We start from the raw sequence: 25,345 nt of genomic DNA on the forward strand, positions 1-25,345 counted from the left end.
TTCAACTATAAGCCTTGTTCCAATCTTTCCAAACTGGTTCATAACCTGCATTTTTTATAATTTTTGAAATTTCTTCTGCAGAACGTTCATCGCTGATTTCAAATTGCTCCAAAGATTGCGGATCAACAACGTAACCGCCCGGATTTGTTTTAGAACCAGCACTCATACTCGTAACTCCAATCGGAATAATGTTGTTTCTGAATTTCTCGTTTTCGCGAGTTGAAATCGAAATTTCTAAATCCTCATTCCACAAACGATAAGCGCAGATTAATTGTGTCAAATCTTTATCATCCATAATAAAATTGGGTTCGATAATACCTTCGGCAGGACGCAGACGCGGAAAAGAAACAGAATATTTGGTCTGCCAATATTTCTTTTGAAGATAATCTAAATGTAAAGCATTGAAGAAACTATCAGTTCGCCAGTCTTCCAAACCTAACAAAACACCTAAACCAATTTTATGAATACCCGCAGTTCCAATTCTATCAGGAGTTTCCAGTCGATAATCAAAATTTGATTTTTTTCCTTTGGTATGATACTTTTTGTAAACTTCCTGATGGTACGTTTCCTGATAAACTAAAACTGAATAGACTCCCGCATCATGCAAACGCTGATAATCTTCTGTAGAAAGTGGCTGTACTTCGACAGAAATAATAGAGAAATCTTTTCTAATTAAATCGATTGCATTTAGAAAATAATTGATATTTACAGTATAATTTGCTTCGCCTGTAACCAATAAAACATGATCAAAACCAGTTTTTTTTAAGGCTTCAACTTCCAATTTTATTTCAGCATCAGAAAGGGTTTTTCTTTTGATTTTATTGTCTAAGCTAAATCCGCAATAGGTGCAAATATTTTGGCATTCGTTGCTTAAATATAATGGAGCGTACATTTGAATGGTTTTTCCGAAACGTTTCTTGGTAATTTCATGGCATTTTTGAGCCATTTGCTCTAAATAATTTTGAGCAATAGGAGAAATTAGAATCAAAAAATCATCGAGGTTGTATTTGGTTTTAGCCAAAGTACGCTCAACATCTTTTGATGTGGTTTTATATATTCTAGATTGGATTTTATCCCAATTGTATTGTTCAAAAATAGATTTAAATGTTTTCATGGTTATTAACCGCAAAGTGCGCGGAGATTTACGCAAGGTTCGCAAAGCTTTGCGTTCTTAGCGCTTTTCTTTGCGAACTTTGCGGTTAAATTTTTATTCATAAAGAAAAGAAGTCAATGGGCTAGAAGCTGAAGCATAACTTTGCTGATTGGCAACTTTAGCTTCAAAAGCTTTTCTTCCTGCAATGACAGCTTCTCTAAAAGCCTCAGCCATTAATTTCGGATTTCCAGCAACGGCAATTGCGGTATTCACCAAAACTGCATCGGCACCAATTTCCATTGCTTTTGCAGCATCAGAAGGTGCTCCAATTCCAGCATCTACAATAACAGGAACAGTACTTTGTTCAATGATAATTTCTAGGAAATCTATTGTTTTAAGACCTTTATTGCTTCCAATTGGTGAACCCAAAGGCATTACTGCAGCAGTTCCCACGCTTTCTAAATGTTTGCACAAAACAGGATCGGCGTGAATGTACGGAAGTACAATAAAACCGAGTTTAGCCAATTCTTCTGTTGCTTTTAAAGTTTCAATCGGATCTGGCATTAAGTATTTCGGATCAGGATGAATTTCTAGTTTTACCCAATTGGTTTCTAGAGCTTCACGTGCCAGCTGTGCAGCGAAAACAGCTTCTTTGGCATTTCTTGCTCCCGAAGTATTGGGTAACAAATTGATATTTGAATGATTTAAATGTGATAAAATAGCATCTGTGTCGGTTTCAAGATCGATACGTTTTAATGCTACAGTAACCAATTCGCTTTCTGAAGCTAAAACAGCATCTTCCATTTCCTCATTAGAACCAAATTTCCCAGTTCCGAGGAACAAGCGGGATTTAAAGGTTTTATCTCCTATATTAAACAATGATGTCTGCATATAATTTTTCGTTTAATTGTTGAATTAATTTTTCTTTTTCATCACTTTCAGTTATGATTCCAGATACGGCAATTCCGAAAATCCCAGTTTCCATTAACGGACTTAGATCGCGTAGTGTAATGCCCCCAATAGCATAAACAGGAATATCGATTTTATTTTTTTTCAATTTTTGAAGAATCTCATAGTAACCTGATAACCCCAAAATTGGACTCAGTTTTTCTTTTGTTGCCGTAAATCTAAAAGGCCCCAAGCCAATGTAATCGCAACCGTTTTTTACATGATTTTCAATATCTTCAAAAGTATTGGCAGTTCCTCCGATAATTTTGGTTGAGCCTAAAATTGCTCTTGCTTCATCGATTTTTGTGTCAGTCAGTCCTAAATGAACGCCATCAGCAGCAATTTGTTCTGCGAGATGTAAATCGTCGTTTACAATAAAATTCGCGAGATATTCTTCGCACAAAGGTTTTACCGCTTCCGCTAAAGTGAAAACGTCTTTTTGGTTTTGGTTTTTAAATCGCATTTGTATCCATCTGCAACCAGTGTCAAGTGCTTGCTGAATGTTGTACAATTGTTTTTCGACTGTTTCGCCTTGAGAGATATATTGTAATTTGTTATACATAATGATATCCAATTAAAGTTGTAGTTGAGCTTAGGTAGTTTTCAATATAGATTTTAGCGTTTTTGCAGGCTTCAGATACGGTTTGATTTAGAGCTAAGTTTGATGCAATTGCAGATGAAAGAACACAGCCTGAACCATGTTTCTCGGAGCAATTTTTATTTGAAGGAGTTAATTCTAAGATTTCATTTTCTAGAAATAAAAGATCAGTTCCCAATGCTGTTTTGTTGTGACCTCCTTTAAGTAGAATACGAGTTGGGATGTGGTTTTCTTTCCAATAACTTTTCAAATCAGTATCAGGGAATAATATTGCCATTTCATCATAATTTGGTGTGATCAAATCGATTTTTGAAAGTATGTTATGTAAATTCATATGGCTTTCGATATTCATAAATTCAAATTTAGTAGTCGATTTTAAAACTGGATCCCACACTATTTTTGTTGAAGAAGAAAGTTGTTTTATGGTTGAAACAATTCGGTTTAAATCAGGTAAAGAAGAAACAATTCCAATTTTCACAACGCTGATTTTATAGTTTAAAAATAAAGTTTCGATCGAGCGAAGTATAAAACTCAAATCAGTCCACTGAATGTCATAAAACTGATTTTCAGTCTGAATTGTATTAGCCGTTGAAATTGCAAAACCAGTAACTTTATGCTGTTCAAATGTCTTGATATCAGCCAAAATTCCAGCGCCTCCAGATGGATCTAAACCTGCGATTGTGAGTACGAAAGGGCGATCTGCTGACATAATTTAAATTGTTTTAACGGATTTTTGTTATTCCAAATGCTTCCTAAAAGTGCCACATCGTCAAAACCATTTTCTAGGGTTTTTTGAATGTTTTCTGCATCAATTCCGCCTAAAGCGATGATTTTTGTGTGTTGATTTGTTCTTGACTTTAATGTTTCAAAAAGATTCATTTCTGGATGATAATTTTCCTTCGAAATACTTTTAAATACAGGACTTAAGAACGCATAATCAAATTCATTTTCTAACGAATTAAAATCTTCGATAGAATGCGTTGATGTTGAAATTGATTCTGATTTAAACCTACAAGGTTTTGTAAACCTTGCAGGAAATTTTTTTCTCTCTTTCTCAGAAAAATGAAATCGGTCAATACCAAGATCTTCGGCTAACTGATGATGACTGTGCAAAACCAGATTAGTACGAAATTCTAATTTTATCTGATCAATAAACTTAGCCATTTCTACTTCTGAAAAATCAGGTTTCCGAATATGAAGAAAAGGCAATCCTTCTTCCAATAAAGAATTCAGCATTTGAATTTCATCTTCAATAAAAAAAGGATTTGTAATCACAATCATAATTTGTAAAATGTTTTTTGTGAGATGTAAAATGTGAAAAATCAATGCATTTCACATTTTACAAATTTCATCTCACTATATGTAAATCTCTTTCCCTTGTTCAATAAATTCCTCTGATTTCTCTTGCATTCCTTTTTCCGCTGCAGCGACATCCCTAATTTCTTGAGATATTTTCATAGAACAGAATTTCGGTCCGCACATCGAACAGAAGTGCGCGACTTTTGCTCCATCGGCAGGAAGTGTTTCATCGTGAAATTCTCGTGCTGTATCTGGATCAAGTGCCAAATTAAACTGATCTTCCCAACGGAATTCAAAACGAGCTTTGCTCAAAGCATTATCGCGATATTGTGCTCCCGGATGACCTTTTGCTAAATCGGCAGCATGCGCAGAAATTTTATAAGTGATCACACCATCTTTTACATCCTTTTTGTTTGGTAAACCTAAATGCTCTTTTGGAGTTACATAACACAACATCGCACAGCCGTACCAGCCAATCATAGCCGCTCCAATTGCCGACGTGATATGGTCATAACCCGGTGCAATATCTGTAGTTAAAGGCCCTAAAGTGTAAAATGGCGCTTCATGACAATGTTCCAATTGTTTGTCCATGTTTTCTTTGATCATGTGCATTGGTACGTGTCCTGGCCCTTCAATAAAGACCTGAACATCGTGTTTCCAAGCAATTTTTGTCAATTCGCCTAAAGTTTCTAGTTCCGCAAATTGAGCTGCATCATTGGCATCTGCAATCGAACCAGGACGTAAACCATCTCCAAGAGAAAATGCAACATCATATTGTTTCATGATTTCGCAGATTTCTTCAAAATGTGTGTAAAGGAAGTTTTCTTTATGATGAAATAAACACCACTTTGCCATAATAGATCCGCCTCGGGAAACGATTCCAGTAACTCGATTGGCAGTTAAATGAATATAACGAAGCAAAACTCCTGCATGAATTGTGAAGTATGAAACACCTTGTTCTGCTTGTTCAATTAAAGTATCGCGGAAAATTTCCCAAGTCAAATCTTCTGCAATTCCCTTTACTTTTTCCAGTGCCTGATAAATTGGCACGGTTCCGATTGGAACAGGTGAATTACGAATAATCCATTCTCTGGTTTCATGAATATTTTTTCCTGTTGATAAATCCATAATCGTATCAGCTCCCCAACGACAAGCCCAAACGGCTTTTTCAACTTCTCCTTCAATGCTTGAAGTCACGGCACTGTTTCCGATATTGGCATTAATTTTTACCAAGAAATTGCGTCCGACGATCATAGGTTCGCTTTCTGGATGATTAATATTGTTTGGGATGATTGCTCTTCCGCAAGCAACTTCAGAGCGCACAAATTCTGGAGTGATTTTAGTTTTTGGAGTATTGGCGCCAAAACTATGACCACTGTGTTGGCATTGCATTGCCTTGGTTTGTTCGTTTAAAAGTTCAATACGTTGATTTTCGCGAATAGCGATATATTCCATTTCTGGAGTAATAATGCCTTGTTTAGCGTAGTATAACTGTGTTACATTTGCGCCTTTTTTAGCCCGTTTTGGCTGATGCAAATATTCAAAACGAAGATGATTCAGACTTTCATCTTTTAATCGGCTTAAGCCATAATCTGAGGTGATTTCATTTAAAACTTCGACATCATTTCGGTCAAGGATCCAACTTTCGCGTAAGCGTGGCAATCCTTTTCTAATATCAATTTCGATATTTGGATCTGTATAAGCTCCAGAAGTGTCATAAACCGTTACAGGAGGATTTTTTTCTATTCCGCCGTTCGAAAGTTTAGTGTCGCTTAAAGTTATCTCGCGCATTGCTACTTTTATCGGATGAATTTCTCCATCGATATAAACTTTTTTAGAATTCGGAAATGGGGTTCTTGATATTTGTTCTTCGTTTGTCATAGCTTGTATATTGTAAAATGTAAGATGTAAGATGTAAGATGTAAGATGTGAATTGTAGAGGCGTACTGCAGTGCGTCTACGCCCGGTATATAATTGGAATTTTATTCTATCCTCCCTGCGTAGCAGAAATAATCAGAATTTCGTCAGTTTCTTGTACGAAGAATTCGTTCCATTTGAGTTTTGGAACAACGGTATTGTTAACAGCAACAGCAATCCCGTTTTGTTTGTGCGGAATTTCGAGATCGAGCAATGATTGAACGCTAAGCGATTCAGCATTGAATTGTTTGGTTTGTTGATTGATTTTTAGTTCCATTCCTTTTGAGTTTAGTGTATAGATACACCTTAGGAATGGCTACAATGACGCATAGAAATGCGTTCAAGAAGTCATCTTACTTTTCCCTACGCTAGTATGAGCTAGATCAGGTTCAGAGGGTAAAATCTCAGCCTGCGCGATGCAGACACCCCTAAAGTGTGAAGCAAATGTAATAAAATTTTGTTTGAAAGTTCTAAGTTTCCGGTTTCAAGTTCAAAAAAACTGAAAACTGTGACTGAAAACTGCTGTTATTTGCCTTTTCGAGTAAAGCAATCTTCTACATGATCATTGACCATTCCGGTTGCTTGCATGTGAGCATAAATAACAGTTGAACCAACAAATTTGAATCCGCGTTTTTTTAAATCTTTGCTGATTGCATCAGAAATTGGAGTGGTTGCTGGAACATCTTTTAAAGTTTTCGGCTTATTATCAATTGGTTTTCCGTCGGTAAATTTCCAGATATAATCAGAAAATGTTCCAAATTCTTTTTGGATTTTCATAAAAGCCTGAGCATTTGTGACAGCAGAGTTGATTTTAAGTTTATTGCGAATAATTCCTGTATCCTGCATTAATTCTTCGATTTTATCCTCAGAATAATTGGCAATCTTTTTATAATCAAAATTATCAAAAGCTGTTTTAAAGTTTTCTCTTTTGTTTAAAATAGTAATCCAGCTTAGTCCAGCCTGAAACGTTTCTAGAATTAAAAACTCAAAAATAGTTGGATCGTCATAAACAGGAGTTCCCCATTCTTCGTCATGATATTTTTTATATAAATCGCTGGCAGAACACCAGCCGCATCTTATTGGTTCCATTTTTTGTAATTCTAATTTATCTTCCAATTTGCCAGCTATATCCTTTTACACTCGGAATGTAAGCCGAACGTCCAATTATAACTAGGTCGTTGTAAACTTTTCTGTTGTATTTAATGCCAATTGCATTTCCAGAAGTGTACATTTTATTGGCCTTAAAAACCACTCTCATTTTACCGTCTTCAAGTTCTGCATCAGATACTTTTTCGACAAACCAAGTAGACTGCCATTTTACGGCCAATTCGTTTTCGGCTGTTCTTGTGACGCTTTTTACGAGTTTAACAGCTTCTTTCGGGATTTCAAAATTTTCGGTCAATTGCTTTTGGCTTAAGGTTTGGCCTAGTTTGCATTTGTCGAATATCTTGCGAAGGTTAACAAAATTAACTAGTTTGTCATTTGCCTCTTTTTTTATATCAACAGGTTTTTCTGTTTTGTTTAATAATTCTGGCGACGCAGTTTTAATTTCAATTTTGTTTTTCACAGCAAAAGTATTTTGTAAACTGTTTTTTTGAGATTCAATCTCTCTTGAAGCGGTAATGCTTTTGGATGAAATTTTAGGATTCTTTTTTATAGGTACTGGCGTTAACCTATTAACAGATTGAATGACTTTTTTTGGCTGTTTTTTTTCGTCATTGCCACAGCTTAAAAAGAAATAGGTAACAGAGAATAAAATAAGCAAGTAATTTTTTTTCATGACCTAAATATGTTTTTATTTTTTATCCTTTGTGTGCAGGATCTTCGTCCAAATATTTTTTAATCAGATGATGTCCTAAATAAATTGCTGGAGTTAATAAAATAGCAATTGCTAATTTAAATGTATATCCTATTAATCCCGAAGATATAAATGTGTCAAAATCAATTTTTCCTGGAAGCCAAAAAGCAATTCCGAGAACAATAAACGAATCAAACAATTGTGAAATAACAGTAGAACCAGTAGTTCTTAACCATATTTTCTTTTCGCCAGTTCTGTTTTTAAAAAACCAAAAAATCCATACATCAATCAGCTGAGAAGCCATGAAAGCAATTAAACTTCCAATGATAATCCACATACTTTGGCCAAAAACAGCTTCAAACTGACTGTCATTTACTGGGCTGATTCCTTTTGCGGCGGGAATAACAATTGCCATAAAAAGTATCAGAAAAGCATAAGCAATCAAACAGGCTGTAATGAAAGAAAGTTTTTTTACGCCTTTTTCGCCAAAATATTCATTAATCAAATCGGTAGTTAGAAATACAACTGGCCAAGGCAAAATTCCGATACTCATTACAAAAGGACCAATTTGAATTAGCTTTCCTCCAATTAACTCAGCCACAACGGCATTGGTAATAAATATTCCTGCTAAAATTACAAAAACAATTTCTTTTCTGGTTTTAAACATGTTATTTTTAAATTGGTATTTCAAAAATAAACTATTTCTTTTTAAATCTTAGAAGCAGATTAATTTTTATAATCTGTTGGCATATGAAGTTTGCTCCCGATTGGTTAATTTTGAGATTCTGTTGCTCTTTTTTCTGTTTGAAATTTTGCACAGAATTAATTAATGTATTTGTTATGAAGACACCAATAGAGTTAGATAATTCATTGCTAAAAGATTGGTCTGGTCCTTATGGAGGCATTCCAGATTTTACGGCATATAAAATTTCAGATTTTAAACCCGCAATAGAATTTGCGATCAAAGAAAAATTAGAAGAAATCGATGCAATCGCGAATAATTCACAAAAACCTACATTTGAAAATACCATTGAAGCTTTAGAACTTTCGGGTACAAAATTAGATCGAATTCATGCGGTTTATGGTATTTATAGATCTAATCTAAGTACTCCGGAATTTAATGTTGTTGATACCGAAATGTCGCCAAAATTGGCAGAGATCAATGATAAATTATATCAAAATAACAAACTGTTTTCTAGAATTGAAGCCTTGTATAAATCGGATGAAAAGAAGGATTTGTCTAAGGAACAGCAACGCGTGCTTTGGCTTTATTACACTGACTTTGTTAGAGAAGGAGCGGAGTTAGAAGAAAAGGATAAAGATAAAGTAGCTAAGATCAATCAGGAACTGGCAACGCTTTTTACCGCTTTTAGTCAAAAGTTATTGGCAGAAGAAAACGATCAATATATAGAGTTAGAGACAGAAGCTGATTTTGACGGTTTGCCTGAGGAATTTAAGAATGCGGCAATTGCAGAAGCGAAAGAAAGAAATTTAAAAGTTTTAGGATGCATTGGCAATACAAGATCTTCAATTGAGCCTTTTTTAACTTTTTCAAACAAAAGGAATTTAAGAGAAAAAGCTTTTGATATTTTCGTAAAACGTGGCGATAATAAGAATGAAAATGACACCAATGGAACCCTTATATCTATTTTAGGATTAAGGGCAGAAAAAGCGAAGACTTTAGGTTTCGCAAATTTTGCTGAGTGGAGCTTGTCTAACAAAATGGCTAAAGATCCTCAGAAAACATTAGATCTGATGCATTCAGTATGGAAACCTGCAGTGGAGAAGGTAAAAAAAGATGTTTCGGATATGCAGGAAATGGTGGATAGAGAAGGGGGTGATTTTAAAATTCAGCCTTGGGATTACCGCTATTATGCAGAAAAAGTACGGAAAGCAAAATACGATTTAGACCAAAATGAAATCAAGCAATATTTGCAGCTGGAAAATTTACGCGAAGGAATGTTTTGGACAGCTAGTGAATTGTTCAATTTAGGTTTTAAACAATTATTTGACCTTCCTGTTTATCATCCAGATGTTCGTGTTTGGGAAGTGAACAATAAAAATACAGGAGAGCCAATTGGCTTATGGTATTTTGATCCGTATGCACGTACAGGAAAGCGTTCGGGAGCATGGATGAATTCACATAGAGACCAGCAGAAAATAAAAGGTAACGTGCTTCCTATTGTGTCAAACAATTGCAATTTTATTAAGGGAAATAGCGACGAAGCTGTTTTAATTTCGTGGGATGATGCTACAACTTTATTTCATGAATTTGGACATGCTTTACACGGATTATGCTCGAATGTAACTTATCCGAGTCTTTCTGGGACTTCAGTTGCGAGAGATTATGTGGAGTTTCCTTCTCAGTTACTGGAGCATTGGTTAGCGACTCCAGAAGTGTTGAATAAATTTGCGCTTCATTATAAAACTAAAGAACCTTTATCGCAATCATTGGTAGAAAGAATAGGAAAAGCAGCCAATTTTAACGAAGGTTTTGCAACAGTTGAGACAATTTCAAGTTCGTTTGTAGACATGGAGCTACATTTAACGACCGAAACAGTCGATCCGCATGCATTTGAGAAGAAAATCTTAAGTGAAATTAATATGCCGTCTGAAATCGTAATGCGACACAGGATTCCGCAGTTTGCTCATATTTTTTCGAGCGATGGGTATGCAGCGGGATATTACAGTTATTTATGGGCAGATGTGATTAATGCGGATGCATATGAGGCATTTTTGGAAGGAAAAGGTCCTTTTGATAAAGTGATTTCTAAACGTCTTTATGAAACTGTTTTAAGCGTTGGAAATACGATTGATAATGAGGAGATGTATGAGAATTTTAGAGGTCATGCGCCACAATCTGACGCCTTGATGAGAGCAAGGAATTTTCCAATTGAAAGCTAAAAATAAAAAAGCCCGAATAAATAAATATTCGGGCTTTTTAATATTGAAAATAATATATTAACCTAAAGTAACTCTTTTGAAACCTGTAATTTCAACATTGAATCCTTTTACGTAATCACCAACTTTTTTACTGTCATCTTTGATGAAGTTTTGATCTAAAAGAGCTTTCTCTTGATCTAAAGTAGTGTTGTCAGAGATAAAACGTTGAACTTTACCTGGAAGAATTTTATCCCAGATTTGCTCTGGTTTACCTTCAGCTTTTAATTCAGCTTTAGCATCTTCTTCAGCTTGTTTGATAACCTCAGGAGTTAATTGAGAGAAAGAGATGTATTTAGGAACATTTTTTAAAGTTTTTCCTAAACGTGCAGCTTCTTCATTGTCCTTTTCGATTACAGCAATACGAGCAGCAAGTTCAGATTCAACGAAAGCAGGATCAAAATCTTTGTAAGATAATGTATCAGCTCCCATAGAAGCAACTTGCATAGAAACGTCTTTTGTTAAAGCTTCAGCGTTAGCAACTGGAGCAGAAATTGCAGTTAAAGCAGCAATTTTATTAACGTGAACATAAGATCCAACGTAAGCACCTTCTAAAATTTCGAAACCACCGATTTCGATTTTCTCACCGATAACACCAGTTTGCTCGATTAATTTTTCAGCAACAGTGATTCCGTTGAAATCAGAAGCTAAAAATTCTTCTTTATTAGAGAAGTTGATAGCTCTTTCAACTAAATCTTTAGCTAAAGTTACGAAAGCTTCATTTTTACCTACGAAGTCAGTTTCGCAGTTTAAAGTGATGATAGCTCCTTTAGTATGGTCAGCATTGATAAAAGAAACAGCAGCTCCTTCAGAAGACTCACGGTCAGAACGGTTAGCAGCAACTTTTTGTCCTTTTTCTCTAAGGATTTGGATAGCTTTATCGAAATCTCCTTCAGCTTCAACTAAAGCCTTTTTACAGTCCATCATTCCGGCACCTGTAGATTGTCTTAATTTATTTACGTCTGCAGCAGTAATTGTTGCCATAATATTTTAAGTTTTAATATGTTTTTAAAAGTAAAAAATTCCAGCTTTTAAATCCCAAACTCCAATTTTAATAAATTATCAACATAACGTTTTTAATTTGGCTTGGACTTTGGAATTTAAAATTTGGAATTTAAATTTTGATTTATTCTTCAGTTGCAGGAGCAGCAGCTTCAGCCTCAACAGCAGGAGCTTCTTCAGCAGCTTCAACTTCTTTTTCAGCACCTCTGTCAGAAAGACCTTCGATTACTGCAGTAGTCACTAAAGATAAAATTTTGTCAATTGATTTAGAAGCGTCATCATTTGCAGGAATCACGTAATCAACCTCTCTTGGGTCAGAATTCGTATCAACCATTGCGAAAACTGGAATGTTTAATTTTTGAGCTTCTTTTATTGCGATGTGTTCAGCTTTGATATCTACTACGAACAATGCTGCAGGTAATCTAGACATATCAGCAATTGAACCTAAGTTTTTCTCTAATTTAGCACGTAGACGATCAACTTGTAAACGCTCTTTTTTAGATAAAGTGTTGAAAGTACCATCTTTCTTCATTTTATCAATAGAAGACATTTTTTTAACTGCCTTTCTGATAGTTACGAAGTTAGTCAACATTCCACCTGGCCATCTTTCAGTGATGTAAGGCATGTTTGCAGCTTTTGCTTTATCAGCAACGATGTCTTTTGCTTGTTTTTTGGTAGCTACGAATAAAATTTTTCTACCTGATGCAGCGATTTTTTTCAAAGCTTCGTTAGCCTCTTCAATTTTAGCTGCAGTTTTATATAGATTGATAATGTGAATACCATTACGCTCCATATAAATGTAAGGAGCCATATTTGGATCCCATTTTCTAGTCATGTGTCCGAAGTGAACACCTGCTTCTAGTAATTCTTTTACTTCTATTTTGTTTGCCATTTTTGTACTAGTTTACGTTCTGTTGATTAGCAATGTATAAATGGCGATTTCTCTGGCTTTATACATTTAGATGCTAAACTATATCCTACCTCGATAGGAGAGCAACAATAACTGTGTTTTTTAATTTCAATAAATAATTGATAATGTCTTGTCCCATTTGAACAAGACAGGTAATATTAACGTTTAGAGAATTGGAATCTCTTACGAGCTTTCTTCTGACCGAATTTCTTACGTTCAACCATTCTTGGGTCTCTTGTTAATAAACCTTCTGGTTTAAGGATTCCTCTGTTTTCAGCGTTAACTTCACACATTACGCGTGCCAATGCCATTCTTACAGCTTCTGCTTGACCAGTTGTACCACCTCCGTAAACGTTTACTTTTACATCAAAGTTACCAGCGTTTTCTGTCATAGAAAGCGGTTGTAAAACTTTGTACTGTAAAGTTGCAGTTGGAAAGTAAGTTGCGAATTCTTTTTTGTTTACAGTGATGTTTCCAGTTCCTTCAGAAACGTATACACGTGCAACAGCGGTTTTTCTTCTACCGATTTTGTGAATAACTCCCATTACTTAAGATCATTTAGGTTAACAGTTCTAGGTTTTTGAGCTCCGTGTTTGTGCTCAGCTCCTACAACAACATTTAGATTTCTAAAAAGTTCTGCTCCTAATTTGTTCTTAGGTAACATACCTTTTACAGCTTTTTCTACTAATGCAGCTGGATTTTTAGCTTGCAATACTTTAGCAGTTAAAGTTCTTTGTCCTCCTGGGTAACCTGTATGACGCATGTAAATTTTGTCATTCATTTTTGTACCTGTAAGGTTAATTTTTTCTGAGTTGATAACAATTACGTTATCTCCACAGTCAACGTGCGGTGTGTAACTAGGCTTGTACTTACCTCTTAAGATCATTGCAACTTTAGAAGCAAGACGTCCTAAGTTATGACCGTCAGCGTCAACAACAATCCACTCTTTAGTTACAGTGGCTTTGCTAGCTGAAACTGTTTTGTAGCTTAATGCGTCCATAATATTATTTTAATTAAACATTCCATCCCCAATAAAGGGGATGCAAAAGTACAATTAATTATTTTAAAACCAAATACCTGAAAAGAATATTTTATATCCTGAAAATCAGGGGTTCAGTTTTTTAATTAATTAATGAATAAAAAACCGCCTCCACAATAATGTCAAGACGGTTAAATATTTAAAGAAAAAAGTAATTATACAATAAATATATTGGCGATGTCTACAACCTGCTGAGTTGTAAGTGGCTCATCATAAGCTTCTGAGCCTGCTGCAGGCCCAAAAGCAGTTGCTGTATTAAATCCAGCCTGCATGGTTACCCCTTCGCCATCATAAACTGCTTGTGTAGCTGCAGGCATGCCAGCGCCTCGTTCGGCATTAGAAATCCATCCTTTTAAACCTCTTAGTCGTCTAACTTCAGAGGCATGGCGTGCTTCAACAGAATGAATCTGAAGTGCAGCAGTCAATAAATCGGGTGCGGTTATTAAGTTTGCAGCTTGTCCTTTATATGCTCGAACTCCAGTATCTTCAAAAGCTTGTGCCAAAGCTAAAAATGTCGGATAATCATGAAAAGGATCAAAAGCGCCTCCAACAGTAAAGTCAAAAGTTGGTTTAGGAACGAAATTGGCACTTGCTGTACCGCCTAAACCTGCAATTAAAAATTTAACATGATCAGATTCGTGCGCCGCTATTTGCTGAAATACTTTTAAATCACGCCCGCCATTTTCAGAAGCCGGAATTACGCCAGAATCTAAAGCCATGGCGTAAAATTCGTTTTCAAGATATTCTAAGGTCAGCGCAAATTGCAAAGCTCCAATAGGTGTTGCCGGTGTTGCTGTAATGTCTTTTGCGAAAGCTTTATTGGTGAGAGCTGACAATCCGAACGGAATTGATGCTAAAGCTAAATTTTTTCCAATATTCCCAAACTGTGAAAAACTGTCTCTTCGAGAACCAATGCTATTCATTAAATTATCATCAGTAAAGGATTCTATAAATTTTAAAATGTTCATAATTTCTAAGTTTTAGCGGTTAAGATTAAGGCAAGTATTTAGCTGTAAATTTTGTGGTAATAAAACCAGCAGCAATCGGTAGGATTTTAGATGGATCTTTTGCGTCATCTAAACCTGTTGACATATTTACAATATCGTCTCCGGCAAAATCTTTCGAATTCGGATTGATTAAACTTCTTATTGCGGCCGCATGTCTGGCTTCAACTGAAACAATTTTTCCGGCTAATAATAAGTAGTCTGCTGTTTTAATTAATCTTCCTGCTCCGTTATAAGCGGCAACGCCAGTATCTTCTAGTGCTTTTGCAGTAGCTAGAACTTCGGTGCGGCTGTTAAAATTTAAAGAACCATAATTAAAGGCTAAAGAAGGAAGTAATTGCGAACTTGGATCGGGAAGTGCTCCATTTAATGCAGCTTTGAAGAAATCTCTGTGAACAACTTCGTGATGGTATAAATCAGTCAAAACTTCGCGTTCAAGACTACTAAAGACAGTGTTGAAACTGCTAGAATTTACTACTTTAGTATAAAAGTCGGCTTCTAATTGTTCTAGAGCATAAGCATAGGTTAATACTCCAAAATCTCCGGAGCCTAAATCAAAAACACCATTTCTTACTCCTGGCAAAGAAGTGTCTGGCATATCATTGTCGTTATCATTATCGCTACAGCCAGCCAAAACCAGACCTGTGGTCATTAATGTTAATCCGCTGAGCTTAAGAAAGCTCCTTCTGCTATCCAGTGAAGGGTTAACTTCATGAATTTTAACTTCGTTTTTCATAATCAAGTTTTTTATTAGGTTAACAACATTGGTTTTTTAGTTAACTGGTATTTAGTTATTAACGAAATTTTAGTAAGAGCGGTTTTAAAATCTCTGTTTAATTAAATATTATTTCGAAATGACTTATATTTTTAAATACTAATAGCTTGTTTTTGTTTTATTTTAGGTAATTCTACTATATTTGTATTAATTACATAAAATTCAATTGGATGAAAGCTAAAGCAACTCTAAAACAAATTGCGAAAGAACTTGGTGTTTCTGTTTCGACTGTATCTAAAGCGTTGAATGACAGTCCAGAAATTAGTGAACAAACGAAGGTGAAGATTAAGGAGTATGCCAAACTCAAAAACTATAAGCCGAATGTCATTGGTTTGAATCTAAAGAATCGTAAAACAAAAACGATTGGAGTAATTATTCCGAATATTCTAAATTCTTTCTTTGCGAAAGTTTTTAGCGGTATTGAGAAAGTTGCCGATAAAAAAGGATATAATGTAATTACCTGTATCTCTAACGAATCTTTAGAAAAAGAAATCCACACGCTTGAAATGTTAAGCAACGGAACTATTGACGGATTTATTCTTTCGGTTTCCGAAGAAGCTCAAAAGCTTCAAGATTACAATCACTTTTCAGAAATTATTAATGATGGAACGCCAATTGTGATGTTTGATCGTATTGCTGATGAAGTAGACTGTGATAAGGTTGTTGTAGATGATTTCGATTCAGCATTAAATTCAACACAGCATTTAATTAATCTTGGATGTAAAAATATCGCTTTAATATCTTCTGTAGATAATTTGAGTGTTGGAAAATTAAGAGCCGACGGATATTTGAAAGCTTTAAAAGACAATAATATTCCGGTCAATGAAAAAATCATTCTTCGTACCGATTCTGAAGATGATATGAAAAGTAAAATTGATGCAATTTTTGACAATAAAATTGACGGAATTTTTGCCTTGGATGAAAATGATTCGGTTGCAGCTTTGCGAGTAAGTTTGAAAAAAGGATATAGAGTTCCGGAAGATATTTCGATTATTGGTTTTGCAGATGGTATTTTGGCTTCAAGACGTTTATCGCCAAGTTTGACTACGGTAAGTCAGCATGGTGTTGAAATTGGAGAAGTTGCCGCAAAAAGATTAATTGAAAGATTGGAAGAGCCGGAAGGAACGGTTTCTGAATATGAAACGATTGTCATCAAGACAAAATTGAAAGAAAGAGAATCTACTAGAAAAGTATAAAATAAAAGAAGCCATCTGTAACGGATGGCTTCTTTGTTATAATGAATACGGGAATTTAGGATTTTTGTACTTTCTTAATTTCTCAAAAGGAACTAAAAAAGGTTCTTCGCAAGATCTTGCTGCTCTATAAAAAATAGGAGTAAATTCGATTCCCTTTTCGGTATAACTCCAAGACGGAAAATCCCAATATTCTTCATTGGTGTAATCACAATAATCATCTTCATTTTTTGGTTTTTCAAAATGTTCCTGAGAGTTAAGTACAGCCAGTAATTTTGGTGCAAAATAAGTGCTTCTGTATTTTGAAAAAGCATCAAAATTATTCTCTTTGTCGCCAGTTACACTTTTGTCAAAAGCTAGAATATCATCAATTCCATATTGTTTTCCGTTGTTTAAATCAATAAGATAACCGCTACTTCCAAAATCGGGATGAGCGCCTCCGCAGTCCCAAAACATCGAAACTTGGAAACCTAATAAATCATTATTCAGAAAGTTGATTGTCGTATTTCCTTCAATGCCTTTTCCTTGGCTGTATTCAAAACTAGAAGCGCAATTAAGCTGAGATAATGTATTTTCAATATGTATGCTTTCTAAGATCGGATTAATCAAAGCCTTGTTTTTTGCTGTAAAATCGTTTCCTAATCTAAAAAAATCAGAATCGCAATGTTTTTCAGAATACCAAACAAATTCTTTATTGTTGTAAAGTGTGGTTTTCTGTTTTTTGAATTCAAGGAATTTGTATTTTACGAGATTAAGACGTTCGTCGTCAAACCTAATTTTGAGATTTGATTTGTAATTATCAAAATTTACTGGTTCAAGATGAACAGCCAATTGTTTTTCTTTAGCATCATACCATAATCCATCAAAATTATTGCCCGATTTTTTCAGATAGAACTTTTCAGTAATATTATCACCAGGCTTAAAATAGAACGTAAAATTATTATTGTCCTTTAATTTTCCTTCCAGCTTAATATCTTTTAATGAACTTTTATAGAAATATACAGCATTGAGATTATTCTCGTTATCTGAGTTGTAGACTTGAACAGTCATGAAAATAGTGCTTTTGCCTAAAGTTCCTTCTAGATAATAAATTTTGCTCTGACAAATTGCAATTGTTGAATAAAGCAGAAATAGGTATAAGAAATATTTCTTCATTTTACTTTCTTTTAAATCTTTAAAGGTTGTTATAAAAGTTGTAAATGTAGTAAAAGTAAAATTCTTACAATGTTGTTTTTGATGAATAAAAAAACCGTTCAATTTTGAACGGTTTTTTTAAGTATGAAGAATAATTTTTTAGTGCGCTTCTAACCAATCTTTACCCATTCCGAGTTCAACTTCTAAAGGAACTGACAATTTGAAAGCATTTTCCATTTCGTGTTTAATCATAGGCTGGATTTTTTCGAGTTCATCGTTGTGAACATCGAACACAAGCTCATCATGTACTTGTAGCAACATTTTTGATTTCCAGTTTTCGTCACGAAGTTTTTTGTGAATATTAATCATTGCAATTTTAATCACATCGGCTGCGCTTCCTTGAATTGGTGCATTTACAGCATTTCGTTCTGCAGCGCTTCTTACAACGGCGTTGGCAGAATTAATATCTTTTAAATAACGGCGACGACCTAAAATGGTTTGTACATAACCTTTTTCACGTGCAAATTCGACTTGTTCTGAGATATAAGATTTAAGACGAGGATATGTTTTATAATAAGCATCAATCAATGCGGCACTTTCACTTCTTGATAGCGAAGTTTGATTACTCAAACCAAAAGCAGAAACACCATAAATAATTCCGAAGTTTACTGTTTTAGCGTTGCTTCTTTGTTCGCGAGAAACCTCTTCTAAGGCAACATCAAAAACTTTTGCAGCGGTAGCTCTGTGAATGTCTTCTCCGTTTTGGAAAGCTGCAATCATATTTTCTTCACCACTCAAAGCAGCAATAATTCTCAATTCGATCTGCGAGTAATCGGCAGAGATTAAAGTATGGTTTTCATCTCGAGCAACAAAAGCTTTACGAATCTGGCGCCCTCTTTCGGTACGAATCGGGATGTTCTGCAAGTTCGGATTGTTAGAACTTAAACGTCCGGTTGCGGCAACCGTCTGCATATAATCGGTATGAACGCGTAAAGTTTTTTTGTCTACCTGTTCTGGTAAAGCTAGAATGTATGTACTCTGTAATTTTACCATTTGACGCCAATCCAAAATTTGTTTTACAATTGGGTTGTCATTGGCCAAATAAGTCAAAACTTCTTCGCCAGTTGCATACTGTCCCGTTTTGGTTTTCTTTTGCTTAGCGCCGCCAATTTTTAGTTTGTCAAACAAAATATCTCCTAATTGTTTTGGAGAAGCCAAGTTGAATTTTTCACCAGCGGTTTCATATATTTTTTCTTCTAAAGCTTTGATTTCAACTTCCATTTCAGAAGACATTGCTTTTAAGAAATCTACATCCAAACGAATTCCTTCCGTTTCCATATCGGCCAATACGCTTACTAATGGAATTTCGATTTCGTCAAATAATTTTTTAGTTTCTGTTTTATCTAATTCTGTTGTAAAGATTTCTTTTAATTGTAATGTAATATCGGCATCTTCTGCAGCATATTCTTTAATGTCTTCTAAAGGAACATCACGCATGTTAAGCTGATTTTTCCCTTTTTTACCAATTAAAGTTTCAATAGATTTTGGAGAATATTTCAAATACGTTTCTGCTAAAATATCCATATTATGACGCATATCTGGATTAATCAAATAATGCGCAATCATGGTATCAAAAAGTTTTCCTTTTACAGTAACACCATAATTAGAGAGGATTTTTAAATCGTATTTTAAATTCTGTCCGATTTTCTCAATGTTTTCATTTTCAAAAAACGGAACAAATTTGTCTACTAAAGCTTTTGCTTCTTCCTGACTTTCTGGAAACGGAACATAAAATGCTTTTCCTTTTTCGTAAGAGAAAGACATTCCAACCAATTCTGCATGTAAAGCATCGATTCCTGTGGTTTCAGTATCAAAACAAACTGAAGTCTGTTTTTGTAAATTCTGTAAAAGCATTTTAATGCCTAAATCGCCTTGAATGGTTTGGTAAAAATGCTCTGTGTTTTCTAAAGTGTTATAAAACGAAGTTCTTTCGATTTCAGCATTTTCTCCATTCGTATTTCCACCTCCAAAAAGATCAAATTGGTCTTCGTTTTTAGGTTGTGCTTTTTTATACAATTTGGCATCAGGAGCTGGAGCAGCAGTTTGAGCGCCATCAGTTTTAAACAAATTGTCAAATTGCTCTGCCATTCTTCTAAACTCTAATTCTTGAAAAATAGCATCTGTTTTTTCGATATCTGGGCGAGAAAGTTCGTAATCATCTTCATTAAAAGTTACATTACAATCTGTGATAATTGCGGCCAGTTTTTTAGAAAGAATACCTTTTTCTTTATTCGCTTCAATATTTTCTTTCATTTTACCTTTTAGTAAATGCGTATTTTCTAAAAGGTTTTCCATTGTTCCAAATTCTTTTAGGAACTTTTTAGCGGTCACTTCTCCAACGCCTGGTAATCCTGGAATGTTATCAATTGCATCACCCATCATTCCAAGAAAATCGATTACCTGTTCAGGCCTTTCAATTTCAAATTTTGCCAAAACTTCAGGAACTCCCCAAATTTCGATTCCATTACCCATACGGGCAGGTTTATACATAAAAATGTTTTCAGAAACTAACTGGGCAAAATCCTTATCTGGAGTCACCATGTAGACTTTGTAGTTTTGTTTTTCTGCCTGTTTCGCAATTGTTCCAATTAAATCATCGGCTTCACAACCTTCAAGTTCAATAATTGGAATGTGCATGGCTTTTAATAATTCCTGAATATATGGAACAGCAATTTTAATTGCTTCTGGAGTTGCATCTCGATTGGCTTTGTAATCAACAAACATTTCAGTTCTTACATGACTTCCGCCTTTATCAAAGGCAACAGCCAAGTGATCTGGTTTTTCTCTTTTAATAACATCCAAAAGTGAGTTCATAAAACCCATAATTGCAGATGTATCCATTCCTTTTGAGTTGATTCTCGGGTTTTTGATAAAAGCATAATAACCACGAAAAATTAGTGCATAAGCATCTAGAAGAAAAAGGCGTTTTTGAGTTGACATATTAAAAATATTAGTCTGTAAAAATAAACAATTGGGTTTTAAAAAACGATTCAGTTCTTGAAAATTAATTTTGTTTCACCATATAAGTATTATAAGTCTATTTTAGTAGAGACGCACCGCAGTGCGTCTCCTCGGTGACTTGAATAAAGCTGAAAAACGATTATTTAATTGACCTTATATGGCTCTTGGAATAAAAAAAGGTCCCAGCGTTAATATCAAGTTAAATTTTTTTATTCAGTGATTTCTTCATTTTCTCTTCATGTTGCGAAAGTAATTTTGATCTGTAAAATAAAAGGTTATTAATTCTTAAATCTTAGAAATCATGAGAAATTTATTAATGTTACTAGTAGCAGTTTTAGGAACAAGTGCAATGGTTCACGCATTTCCTGCAAAAGATGGAAAAGAAGCTCCGGCGAAAGAAGTAAAAGCAACAAAACATCCTAAAAAAAGCAAATCAGATCAAAAAACAAAATCAGTGAAAAGTGAAGCGCCAAAAACAGAGGCAGCTAAACCAGAAACTGCAAAAATGAAAAAATAACAAATAATTAAAAAAATAGAAATCATGAAAAATTTATTTATTGTATTGGCAGCAGTTTTAGGAACGAGTGTAATGGTAAGCGCTCAAACAACTCCAGCTCAAGCAGCACCAACGAAAGAGGTAAAAGCTACAAAACATCATCACAAGGGAAATAAAAAAGCAAAAGCTGAAGCTCCAAAAGAAGAAGTAACGCCTGCAAAATAAGAATTGCTCTCGTTTTGTTTTCGAAGCATTGTAATGAACGAAGGCAAAACAGGAATAATGATTATGAGAATGCGATTGAAGAAGCTGATGAAGAAATTTATCAGCTTTTTTCATTAGTTAATTTTTTAATAATGTGTAGTTGAACTTTTGAGAATTGATTAATTTTAGTAATGCTTAAATGCCATGTGTATGAATATTTTAATTGTTGAAGATAATAAAGAACTTGCTGTAGAAGTTTACGATTTTTTGTGCAATGCTGGTTATATCTGTAAAATTGCAAATAACTGTGCTGAAGCTTTGGAAGAATTTGGAAGCAATGATTACGATGCCATGCTATTGGATTTAGGTTTGCCTGATGGAGACGGTTTTGAAGTTTTGCAGACGATTCGAAAAACAAAATCAAAGATTGCTGTAATTGTACTTACAGCGCGTGGAGAATTGGGTGACAGGATTAACGGACTTCATCTTGGAGCCGACGATTATTTGACAAAACCTTTTGCTTTGACAGAATTGGCAGCAAGGCTGTTTGCTGTAATTCGTAGGATTCATGGTTTTACTTTAAACAATTTAAGCATTCATGGTTTTCTGCTGCAGCTTCAGGATTATAAAGTGAGCTTTAATGAAACTCCGTTAAGTCTTACCAAAAAAGAGTTTGATATTTTTCAGTATCTAGTTCTCAATAAAAATCGAGTGATTACAAGGTTACAATTGACCGAACATATTTGGGGCGATATTCTGGAAGTGAATTCAGATTCTAATTTTATAGATGTTCATGTTCGAAATCTGAGAAAGAAATTAGATAAACATACGACTATAGATTGGTTTGAGACCGTTCGTAATGTGGGTTATCGTATAAACGAATAAAATTATTCTTGTGAAAATAAAACATCAATTAGCCATTTTTAATGCCATGACCAGACTGCTGGTCATTTTGATTTTATGGCTGATGCTTCCTATTTTGGTAGAAAATGTGGTGTATCATCATATTAATAATAGTCTGCTGGAGAAAAAGAAAAAGTTTATTGAGCATCTTAATCAAGAGGAAATCAATGATTTTATAGAGAATCCAGATGATACGACAGAGACCTTTTCTGAATTTTCGACACTTCATAGCGAGTTTTTAGTGCTTTCCAGAATGCCAATAAAACAGCATCAGAAGAAAACAACTTTTACCAATGAATATCGCAAGATTGAAAATGAAGAAAGCGAATACAGAATATTACAACATCATTTTACTTACGAAGGACAAGATTATCAGCTTGAAATAGGAAGCAGTTTAAGCGAGGTAAACGATTTAACTTTTGTAATAAAGCTTTTTATTATCATTGTTTTTGTTATCATTCTATTTATTACTTTTTTGGCTGATACTTTTTACATTGAATATCTTTTAAAGCCATTTTATAAAATTATTGATACGAAGATTAGGCGTGTAAACGAACCTGAAATGTTTGATCATACTCCGATAAAAGCGGCTTCAAGAGACTTTAGGGAATTGGATTTTGTTTTGAATCAAATGATGGATCGTATTGCCGAAGTTTTTAAAAAAGAAAAGCAGTTTATTTCGAATGTTTCGCACGAGCTTTTAACTCCGATCGCATTGCTTAAAAATAAACTTGAAAACTTGCTACAGAATGAATCTTTAGATGATAATGCGGTTGATAAAATTGCGGGATCTCTAAAGACGCTGGATATGCTGAAAAAAATTATCAATAATTTATTGCTGATTTCCAGAATAGATAATAATCAATATGAGTTGAATGAAGAGATTAATCTTCGCGAAATCGTTTCTGATTTACAGGAAGACCTTCAAGATCGTATCGATGATAAAGAAATTCAGTTTCAAAATAGGATGCAAAACGCTTTTGTTTTCATTGGAAACAAAACTTTAATTCATATTCTGATTTATAATTTAGTAACCAATGCCATAAAATATAATAAACCACAAGGAAAGATTGTCATTGAAGACGGTTATGATGATAATCATTATTTTATTTTGGTAAAAGATTCTGGCATTGGAATGGATGAATCGCAACTAGAAAAAATATTCAGCCGTTTTACCAGAATAAGTTATGATCAGGAAGGGCAGGGCTTAGGTCTTGCAATTGCTAAGAGTATTGCTTCTTTTCATCATATAGAAGTTACTGTAGAATCTCAATTGGAGCAAGGTACTTCTTTTAAATTATGGTTTCAAAAACACAATTAAAAGTTAAAATTCTCTATAAGACTTATTCTTCATTTTGTCTTCATTTTGTGGTTATACCTTTGACTTATAAATAATGAAAATAACAATCAAAAAATTTAAAGTCATGAAAAAATTAGCAATTTTAGCAGTAGCAGTTTTAGGAACAGTTGCAATGGCAAGTGCACAAACAACTCCAGCACCAGCAAAAACAAAAGAGGTGAAAACTGAAAAACAAGATAAAAAAGCAAACAAAAAAGCTAAAGGAGAGAAAAAAGCAGAAGCTGCAAAAACAGAAACTCCAAAAGCAAAATAATATAAGATTTTTAAGTCTTAAGATTAAATAGTTTTAAAGGTTGGTAGGTTAAAGCTGGAAGAGACATCTTTCGGCTTTTTTATGTTTTACAGCGTTAAATTTTTTATAATAAAAAGAAATAGAATTTTCATTCTTTGTTACTTTGTTTAAAACTATATATTAAATGATCTTTCGTTTTATAATTCTATGCGCTCTTTTATTATTTATTGAGTTCTATTCATATCAGGCTTTTCGAACTTTAATCAAAACACGCTGGGTTTTGATAAGCTATCAAGTTATAAGTTTACTGGTCTTAGTCTTTATTATCTATTCTTTTTCACAAGTTGATCGCTCTGTTGGTCAGACTAGGCAATTTATGTTTACCACAGGTTTGATGCTAACGGTATATGTGCCTAAAATTTTGCTTACATTAATAATGTTTGGTGAGGATATTTTTAGGATAGGAGCAAGCATCTTAAATTATTTTGTTTATAATACTCCTCGAAAAGAAATGATGCCTGACAGGCGAAAGTTTGTTAGCCAGATCGCTTTAGGGTTGGCTGCAATTCCGTTCCTTTCTATTATTTACGGAATTTTTGAAGGGAAGTATAATTTCAAAGTAATCAAACAAACTGTATTTTTTCCTGATCTTCCAGATGCTTTTGATGGTTTTAAAATTACACAGATTTCTGATGTTCACAGCGGAAGTTTTGATAATCCGGAGAAAATAAATTATGCCATTGATTTGATCAATGAACAAGAAGCAGATTTGATTTTGTTTACGGGAGATATTGTAAATACGCATGCTAAAGAAATGCATCCTTGGCTGGAAACTTTTAGCCGTATTAAAGATTATAAATATGGAAAATTTGCGGTTTTAGGAAATCACGATTACGGCGAATATGTGACTTGGCCTTCTGAAAAAGAAAAAGACGAAAATTTTAGGGCAATTAAAAATTTGTATGGCCAAATTGGTTTTAAATTAATGCTGAACGAACATACTTATATTCAAAAAGGTGATGATAAAATCGCTTTGATTGGAGTAGAGAATTGGGGAGTGAATTTTAAGAAAGCAGGTGATTTGAATAAAGCTTCAAAAGATGTGGATCAGGACGATTTTAAAGTTTTAATGAGCCATGATCCAAGCCATTGGGATGCCGAAATTAAAGATCACCCAAAGAACTTTCATCTGACTTTCGCAGGCCACACGCACGGTATGCAATTTGGAATTGAGATTCCAGGCTATTTTAAATGGAGTCTAGCGCAATACATTTATAAACAATGGGCGGGATTGTACGAAAACGTCGGAAGATACGTTTATGTTAACCGTGGATTTGGTTTTCATGCCTATCCAGGACGAGTTGGAATTATGCCTGAAATAACAGTAATTGAACTAAAAAAAGGCCGTAATGTCGGTTAATTCGTTAAAAATGCTACATTTGTATAATATTTATTTCTTTTAAGAGATTTAAAAAACTT

General features: G+C 34.3%; 26 protein-coding genes and 1 riboswitch. Of the genes, 8 read left to right on the forward strand and 18 right to left on the reverse strand.

All coding sequences use genetic code 11. The annotated features are described in order from the left end of the window. Position 1: 1 nt before the first annotated feature. From thiH to AC5ZCW_RS20260, 10 genes are all read right to left on the reverse strand, one after another. Positions 2 to 1,114, reverse strand: coding sequence for a 2-iminoacetate synthase ThiH (gene thiH / locus AC5ZCW_RS20215; RefSeq protein ID WP_496121461.1), 1,113 nt, complete (start codon positions 1,112 to 1,114; stop codon positions 2 to 4). 93 nt (positions 1,115 to 1,207) lie between these two features. Next, positions 1,208 to 1,984 (reverse strand): thiazole synthase, encoded by a 777-nt coding sequence (locus AC5ZCW_RS20220; protein ID WP_496121463.1) that lies wholly within the window; start codon positions 1,982 to 1,984, stop codon positions 1,208 to 1,210. Next, the gene (locus AC5ZCW_RS20225) at positions 1,965 to 2,603 is read right to left on the reverse strand and encodes a thiamine phosphate synthase (RefSeq protein WP_496121464.1); all 639 of its coding nucleotides are present in this window, start codon (positions 2,601 to 2,603) and stop codon (positions 1,965 to 1,967) included. The genes AC5ZCW_RS20220 and AC5ZCW_RS20225 overlap by 20 nt, the downstream gene beginning before the upstream one ends. Then, complete coding sequence (locus AC5ZCW_RS20230) at positions 2,596 to 3,348, reverse strand: hydroxymethylpyrimidine/phosphomethylpyrimidine kinase (protein WP_496121465.1); 753 nt, start codon at positions 3,346 to 3,348, stop codon at positions 2,596 to 2,598. The genes AC5ZCW_RS20225 and AC5ZCW_RS20230 overlap by 8 nt, the downstream gene beginning before the upstream one ends. Then, entirely contained in the window at positions 3,306 to 3,920 is a 615-nt protein-coding gene (locus tag AC5ZCW_RS20235; RefSeq protein WP_496121466.1) for a thiamine phosphate synthase, read from the reverse strand. Before AC5ZCW_RS20235 ends, AC5ZCW_RS20230 begins: the two co-directional genes overlap by 43 nt. A 75-nt stretch (positions 3,921 to 3,995) precedes the next feature. Continuing rightward, positions 3,996 to 5,819 (reverse strand): phosphomethylpyrimidine synthase ThiC, encoded by a 1,824-nt coding sequence (thiC, locus tag AC5ZCW_RS20240; protein WP_496121467.1) that lies wholly within the window; start codon positions 5,817 to 5,819, stop codon positions 3,996 to 3,998. A 106-nt stretch (positions 5,820 to 5,925) separates the two neighbouring features. After that, positions 5,926 to 6,132 (reverse strand): sulfur carrier protein ThiS, encoded by a 207-nt coding sequence (thiS, locus tag AC5ZCW_RS20245; protein ID WP_111379268.1) that lies wholly within the window; start codon positions 6,130 to 6,132, stop codon positions 5,926 to 5,928. Positions 6,133 to 6,198: 66 nt separating this feature from the next. Beyond that, positions 6,199 to 6,295, reverse strand: a riboswitch (TPP riboswitch). 85 nt (positions 6,296 to 6,380) lie between these two features. After that, entirely contained in the window at positions 6,381 to 6,944 is a 564-nt protein-coding gene (locus tag AC5ZCW_RS20250; protein WP_496121469.1) for a DNA-3-methyladenine glycosylase I, read from the reverse strand. Between the two features lie 16 nt (positions 6,945 to 6,960). Then, positions 6,961 to 7,635 (reverse strand): hypothetical protein, encoded by a 675-nt coding sequence (locus AC5ZCW_RS20255; protein WP_496121470.1) that lies wholly within the window; start codon positions 7,633 to 7,635, stop codon positions 6,961 to 6,963. A 22-nt stretch (positions 7,636 to 7,657) separates the two neighbouring features. Further along, positions 7,658 to 8,320, reverse strand: coding sequence for a queuosine precursor transporter (locus tag AC5ZCW_RS20260; RefSeq protein WP_281631124.1), 663 nt, complete (start codon positions 8,318 to 8,320; stop codon positions 7,658 to 7,660). A gap of 173 nt (positions 8,321 to 8,493) precedes the next feature. Between AC5ZCW_RS20260 and AC5ZCW_RS20265 the strand changes: the two genes are divergently transcribed. Next, positions 8,494 to 10,557: a M3 family metallopeptidase gene (locus AC5ZCW_RS20265; RefSeq protein WP_496121472.1), complete on the forward strand. Its 2,064-nt coding sequence runs from the start codon at positions 8,494 to 8,496 to the stop codon at positions 10,555 to 10,557. Positions 10,558 to 10,614: 57 nt separating this feature from the next. Here the strand turns inward: AC5ZCW_RS20265 and tsf are convergent, their stop codons facing one another. From tsf to AC5ZCW_RS20295, 6 genes are all read right to left on the reverse strand, one after another. Further along, on the reverse strand, positions 10,615 to 11,577 hold the full coding sequence (gene tsf, locus AC5ZCW_RS20270) for a translation elongation factor Ts (RefSeq protein WP_111426206.1): 963 nt from the start codon (positions 11,575 to 11,577) through the stop codon (positions 10,615 to 10,617). 142 nt (positions 11,578 to 11,719) lie between these two features. Further along, positions 11,720 to 12,487 (reverse strand): 30S ribosomal protein S2, encoded by a 768-nt coding sequence (rpsB, locus tag AC5ZCW_RS20275; RefSeq protein WP_177210975.1) that lies wholly within the window; start codon positions 12,485 to 12,487, stop codon positions 11,720 to 11,722. Between the two features lie 176 nt (positions 12,488 to 12,663). Then, positions 12,664 to 13,050, reverse strand: a complete 387-nt coding sequence (gene rpsI / locus AC5ZCW_RS20280; RefSeq protein ID WP_035645327.1) for a 30S ribosomal protein S9 — start codon at positions 13,048 to 13,050, stop codon at positions 12,664 to 12,666. After that, positions 13,050 to 13,505, reverse strand: coding sequence for a 50S ribosomal protein L13 (rplM, locus tag AC5ZCW_RS20285; protein ID WP_496121474.1), 456 nt, complete (start codon positions 13,503 to 13,505; stop codon positions 13,050 to 13,052). Before rplM ends, rpsI begins: the two co-directional genes overlap by 1 nt. A 194-nt stretch (positions 13,506 to 13,699) precedes the next feature. Continuing rightward, positions 13,700 to 14,512, reverse strand: a complete 813-nt coding sequence (locus AC5ZCW_RS20290; RefSeq protein ID WP_343544271.1) for a ferritin-like domain-containing protein — start codon at positions 14,510 to 14,512, stop codon at positions 13,700 to 13,702. A gap of 25 nt (positions 14,513 to 14,537) precedes the next feature. Then, positions 14,538 to 15,284, reverse strand: a complete 747-nt coding sequence (locus AC5ZCW_RS20295) for a ferritin-like domain-containing protein (RefSeq protein WP_343544270.1) — start codon at positions 15,282 to 15,284, stop codon at positions 14,538 to 14,540. A gap of 209 nt (positions 15,285 to 15,493) precedes the next feature. Between AC5ZCW_RS20295 and AC5ZCW_RS20300 the strand changes: the two genes are divergently transcribed. After that, a complete protein-coding gene (locus AC5ZCW_RS20300) occupies positions 15,494 to 16,519 on the forward strand; it encodes a LacI family DNA-binding transcriptional regulator (protein ID WP_177210972.1) in 1,026 nt (341 codons plus the stop codon). Between the two features lie 36 nt (positions 16,520 to 16,555). Here the strand turns inward: AC5ZCW_RS20300 and AC5ZCW_RS20305 are convergent, their stop codons facing one another. Next, the gene (locus tag AC5ZCW_RS20305) at positions 16,556 to 17,671 is read right to left on the reverse strand and encodes a hypothetical protein (protein WP_343544269.1); all 1,116 of its coding nucleotides are present in this window, start codon (positions 17,669 to 17,671) and stop codon (positions 16,556 to 16,558) included. A 138-nt stretch (positions 17,672 to 17,809) separates the two neighbouring features. Further along, entirely contained in the window at positions 17,810 to 20,650 is a 2,841-nt protein-coding gene (gene polA, locus AC5ZCW_RS20310; protein ID WP_496121477.1) for a DNA polymerase I, read from the reverse strand. 322 nt (positions 20,651 to 20,972) lie between these two features. On the opposite strand from polA, the gene AC5ZCW_RS20315 reads away from it, so the two are divergent. The 6 genes from AC5ZCW_RS20315 to AC5ZCW_RS20340 all read left to right on the forward strand — a co-directional run bounded on the left by AC5ZCW_RS20315 (position 20,973) and on the right by AC5ZCW_RS20340 (position 25,286). Beyond that, the gene (locus AC5ZCW_RS20315) at positions 20,973 to 21,188 is read left to right on the forward strand and encodes a hypothetical protein (protein WP_281631131.1); all 216 of its coding nucleotides are present in this window, start codon (positions 20,973 to 20,975) and stop codon (positions 21,186 to 21,188) included. Between the two features lie 24 nt (positions 21,189 to 21,212). Further along, complete coding sequence (locus tag AC5ZCW_RS20320) at positions 21,213 to 21,392, forward strand: hypothetical protein (RefSeq protein ID WP_343544267.1); 180 nt, start codon at positions 21,213 to 21,215, stop codon at positions 21,390 to 21,392. A 189-nt stretch (positions 21,393 to 21,581) separates the two neighbouring features. Beyond that, positions 21,582 to 22,256 carry a response regulator transcription factor gene (locus tag AC5ZCW_RS20325; RefSeq protein ID WP_496121479.1) on the forward strand — a complete coding sequence of 225 codons (675 nt, stop codon included), beginning with the start codon at positions 21,582 to 21,584 and terminating at the stop codon, positions 22,254 to 22,256. 10 nt (positions 22,257 to 22,266) lie between these two features. After that, positions 22,267 to 23,595, forward strand: coding sequence for a sensor histidine kinase (locus tag AC5ZCW_RS20330; protein WP_343544266.1), 1,329 nt, complete (start codon positions 22,267 to 22,269; stop codon positions 23,593 to 23,595). Positions 23,596 to 23,698: 103 nt separating this feature from the next. After that, the gene (locus AC5ZCW_RS20335; RefSeq protein ID WP_177210966.1) at positions 23,699 to 23,887 is read left to right on the forward strand and encodes a hypothetical protein; all 189 of its coding nucleotides are present in this window, start codon (positions 23,699 to 23,701) and stop codon (positions 23,885 to 23,887) included. Between the two features lie 163 nt (positions 23,888 to 24,050). Continuing rightward, complete coding sequence (locus AC5ZCW_RS20340) at positions 24,051 to 25,286, forward strand: metallophosphoesterase (RefSeq protein WP_496121481.1); 1,236 nt, start codon at positions 24,051 to 24,053, stop codon at positions 25,284 to 25,286. The last annotated feature ends 59 nt before the right edge of the window (positions 25,287 to 25,345 follow it).

Source organism: Flavobacterium sp. PLA-DH12 (assembly GCF_059511845.1).

Bases quoted from the DNA above. Each gene is read 5' to 3' on its own strand.
- thiH (WP_496121461.1), bottom strand. From the start codon at position 1,114: ATGAAAACATTTAAATCTATTTTTGAACAATACAATTGGGATAAAATC.
- AC5ZCW_RS20220 (WP_496121463.1), bottom strand. From the start codon at position 1,984: ATGCAGACATCATTGTTTAATATAGGAGATAAAACCTTTAAATCCCGC.
- AC5ZCW_RS20225 (WP_496121464.1), bottom strand. From the start codon at position 2,603: ATGTATAACAAATTACAATATATCTCTCAAGGCGAAACAGTCGAAAAA.
- AC5ZCW_RS20230 (WP_496121465.1), bottom strand. From the start codon at position 3,348: ATGTCAGCAGATCGCCCTTTCGTACTCACAATCGCAGGTTTAGATCCA.
- AC5ZCW_RS20235 (WP_496121466.1), bottom strand. From the start codon at position 3,920: ATGATTGTGATTACAAATCCTTTTTTTATTGAAGATGAAATTCAAATG.
- thiC (WP_496121467.1), bottom strand. From the start codon at position 5,819: ATGACAAACGAAGAACAAATATCAAGAACCCCATTTCCGAATTCTAAA.
- thiS (WP_111379268.1), bottom strand. From the start codon at position 6,132: ATGGAACTAAAAATCAATCAACAAACCAAACAATTCAATGCTGAATCG.
- AC5ZCW_RS20250 (WP_496121469.1), bottom strand. From the start codon at position 6,944: ATGGAACCAATAAGATGCGGCTGGTGTTCTGCCAGCGATTTATATAAA.
- AC5ZCW_RS20255 (WP_496121470.1), bottom strand. From the start codon at position 7,635: ATGAAAAAAAATTACTTGCTTATTTTATTCTCTGTTACCTATTTCTTT.
- AC5ZCW_RS20260 (WP_281631124.1), bottom strand. From the start codon at position 8,320: ATGTTTAAAACCAGAAAAGAAATTGTTTTTGTAATTTTAGCAGGAATA.
- AC5ZCW_RS20265 (WP_496121472.1), top strand. From the start codon at position 8,494: ATGAAGACACCAATAGAGTTAGATAATTCATTGCTAAAAGATTGGTCT.
- tsf (WP_111426206.1), bottom strand. From the start codon at position 11,577: ATGGCAACAATTACTGCTGCAGACGTAAATAAATTAAGACAATCTACA.
- rpsB (WP_177210975.1), bottom strand. From the start codon at position 12,487: ATGGCAAACAAAATAGAAGTAAAAGAATTACTAGAAGCAGGTGTTCAC.
- rpsI (WP_035645327.1), bottom strand. From the start codon at position 13,050: ATGGGAGTTATTCACAAAATCGGTAGAAGAAAAACCGCTGTTGCACGT.
- rplM (WP_496121474.1), bottom strand. From the start codon at position 13,505: ATGGACGCATTAAGCTACAAAACAGTTTCAGCTAGCAAAGCCACTGTA.
- AC5ZCW_RS20290 (WP_343544271.1), bottom strand. From the start codon at position 14,512: ATGAACATTTTAAAATTTATAGAATCCTTTACTGATGATAATTTAATG.
- AC5ZCW_RS20295 (WP_343544270.1), bottom strand. From the start codon at position 15,284: ATGAAAAACGAAGTTAAAATTCATGAAGTTAACCCTTCACTGGATAGC.
- AC5ZCW_RS20300 (WP_177210972.1), top strand. From the start codon at position 15,494: ATGAAAGCTAAAGCAACTCTAAAACAAATTGCGAAAGAACTTGGTGTT.
- AC5ZCW_RS20305 (WP_343544269.1), bottom strand. From the start codon at position 17,671: ATGAAGAAATATTTCTTATACCTATTTCTGCTTTATTCAACAATTGCA.
- polA (WP_496121477.1), bottom strand. From the start codon at position 20,650: ATGTCAACTCAAAAACGCCTTTTTCTTCTAGATGCTTATGCACTAATT.
- AC5ZCW_RS20315 (WP_281631131.1), top strand. From the start codon at position 20,973: ATGAGAAATTTATTAATGTTACTAGTAGCAGTTTTAGGAACAAGTGCA.
- AC5ZCW_RS20320 (WP_343544267.1), top strand. From the start codon at position 21,213: ATGAAAAATTTATTTATTGTATTGGCAGCAGTTTTAGGAACGAGTGTA.
- AC5ZCW_RS20325 (WP_496121479.1), top strand. From the start codon at position 21,582: ATGAATATTTTAATTGTTGAAGATAATAAAGAACTTGCTGTAGAAGTT.
- AC5ZCW_RS20335 (WP_177210966.1), top strand. From the start codon at position 23,699: ATGAAAAAATTAGCAATTTTAGCAGTAGCAGTTTTAGGAACAGTTGCA.
- AC5ZCW_RS20340 (WP_496121481.1), top strand. From the start codon at position 24,051: ATGATCTTTCGTTTTATAATTCTATGCGCTCTTTTATTATTTATTGAG.